This is a genomic window from Pseudovibrio sp. JE062 (genome assembly GCF_000156235.1).
Taxonomy (GTDB): domain Bacteria; phylum Pseudomonadota; class Alphaproteobacteria; order Rhizobiales; family Stappiaceae; genus Pseudovibrio.
The window spans coordinates 1-2,487 of sequence record NZ_DS996823.1 but is presented as its reverse complement, the minus strand read 5'-3'; the positions used below and the strand labels follow the sequence as shown (position 1 = coordinate 2,487).

2 protein-coding genes are annotated in these 2,487 nt (G+C 46.0%); both read left to right on the top strand.

The window, feature by feature from the left end; genetic code table 11:
* Positions 1 to 102: 102 nt before the first annotated feature.
* Entirely contained in the window at positions 103 to 813 is a 711-nt protein-coding gene (locus PJE062_RS26220) for a TIR domain-containing protein (protein WP_008553189.1), read from the top strand.
* Positions 814 to 936: 123 nt separating this feature from the next.
* A complete protein-coding gene (locus PJE062_RS25905) occupies positions 937 to 1,626 on the top strand; it encodes a TIGR02391 family protein (RefSeq protein ID WP_008553190.1) in 690 nt (229 codons plus the stop codon).
* Positions 1,627 to 2,487 lie beyond the last annotated feature (861 nt).

Genomic DNA, 2,487 nt, shown 5'->3' with positions numbered 1-2,487 from the left:
CATATACATTAAGAGGCACGAACTCCATCACATTCCTATCTCGTTGCCGCTATTCAAACTGGTTATTTCTCCTTCAACACGAAAAGAGATAAGAGATTTAAAGTGAACTATTTTGGTACCTTCGATGAACTCAAAGAAATTGTTAGCTCCACCGGTTTTGAAGGTGAATGGCAAGAATTTCAAAATGGTCAGAAACAGTTCAAGGCTCGAAATGGAGCGGTGTTGAACTGGTGGGAGGGCAAAAAAGGGACAGTATTGTGCCAAGGAAAAGATCCCTTTAAAACTGCCCTTGAAGATACTGTTAGGCCAATAATTGAACAGGGTGTTTTGCTAAAAGCACAACTTAAACCAGCGCCAAACCCTCGCGTTTTTGTTGTTTACGGACACGATGAAGCTGCAAGAACCCAACTTGATGCGATGCTTAGACGTTGGGGACTGGAGCCATTGATCTTGGACCAGCTTCCTTCAAAAGGGCAAACGATAATTGAGAAACTCGAAGAATATACTGAAGAAGTAGGTTTTGCTGTGGTCTTAGCGACTCCAGATGATGAAGGACATCGAAGGGATCACCCTGACGAAATCATTTTTCGTGCAAGACAGAATGTAGTCTTAGAACTCGGGATGATGCTAAAGCAATTGGGTCGAGAGAACGTTGCCGTACTTTTGAAAAACCAAGACAAGATGGAGCGCCCTTCAGATATTCAAGGCTTGATATACATCCCTTTCAAAGACGACCTTCAAAAAGAAGCAGGACCAACATTGGCTAAGGAAATGGCTTCACAAGGATACGGGATCGATATTTCTAAGCTTTAATGTAACGGTGGCACACTCTCACTTGGTGCGGTACCAACCGGCGGGCAAAAAAGACGACATAATTATGCAATTTCGTCAATGTTGTACCGCATATCGTTTCACATCCCTTGGAGGAAGAACTACATGAGCTTGCACGATGAAATGCTGGCACTCAAAATTCCCCGAACCGCAGCTGCTCCGTTCCAGAGCATTGATGAGTTTAAGATTTGGGCAGATAATGTCTCACCACTTCTAAAGATCTTGGGGGAATACGAAACTGAGTTTCAGCAAACCGTTGCATCAGTGACCGTTACGCATGCTCTTGGTTCAAGCTTAGATGTAATTTCCAATATGAAAGCCGCAGTTGGCATACTTGATAGGGCGATCAAGTTCTACGAGCTGAACGGACATCTTCAGGAAAGACAGACAGGTCTTGAGCATTTACTGCATCCGTTAATTATCGAAAATTCGCTCGCCCTCTACCGCGGCGGCAATTGGCGAGAAGCTGTTTTGAACGGTGTGACCTCTATATGTGACCTCATCAGAGAAAGAACCGGCCTCAACACGGATGGAGAGCGCTTAATTACAGCAGCTTTCTCACCTAAAAATCCACAACTCATCTTCTCCGAAATCGACACGGAAAGTGGACAGGCTGACCAAAAAGGGTTCATGCAGATTCTGCAAGGGACCTACCAAGGCATCCGCAATCCTAAAGCGCACACTTTGAATCATGATTTGGATGAGAGGAAAGCCATTGAGTACCTTATACTTCTCAGCCTATTAGCTCGACGTGTAAGTGAAGCTAAGGCGGTGCAAGAGGTCTCAGTGGAATAGGCTTGCGCTTTTTCATGTCTTGCACTCTCTCTTACCTCATCTCAATTACCCCCCCTCATAATGAGTTCTCTTCATCGCCCGTGGGAGCTTCTTGAGTTGATAACGCAGCCGTAACAGCAAGATACTCCCTTCTCTGGGAGGGGGCTTGGAGAGTGTTTATAATCTATTTGAGAAACATCGCTGTCGCGGCAGGCTTCCTCGAAGCTATGGTGAAATAAATGAAGGCATTGGCGCTCCTCTTGAGGCCCGTAGCTCATAGGAACTGTTTGAAGTATTTCGAGAATAGTAAGGAATGGTAAGTTTCGTTACCCATGTCAGATCCGGGAACAGACTTAACTGGCATTCCTGCTTCCTCTTGGCAGTCAGCTGCGTACCAGATACACCAATGATATATAGCTATTTCATATGGGGAGGATAAGCGTGAAATGGTGGAAGACGGTGGAGTTGGGCCTCACTAACCTCGGAGGAGTTTCAAACCTTGAGGATCTTTATGGTGAAGTAAGTAAGATCCGAGAGGCCAGTTCACTTTCGATCCCACCGTCACTGAAGGCAGTGGTTCGAAAAGAACTTGAGTACAACTCATCAGACTCATCAAATTGGCGCGGAGATCGAGATCTCTTTTATAGTGTCCATGGCATTGGTATGGGCGTATGGGGGCTGCGTAGTGAGCTGTCCAGCCCACCTGAAGCGTATGACTTAAACTCAGACTATGACGGAGAAAGTCGACGGATAGAAGCCACTTCGCTTCGCATAATACGCGACACGTATTTAGCACGTAAGATTAAGGCGCTTCACCGACACCGATGCCAAATATGCGGGACATCAATCACTCTCCCCGATGGGCAAGGATACGCAGAGGCA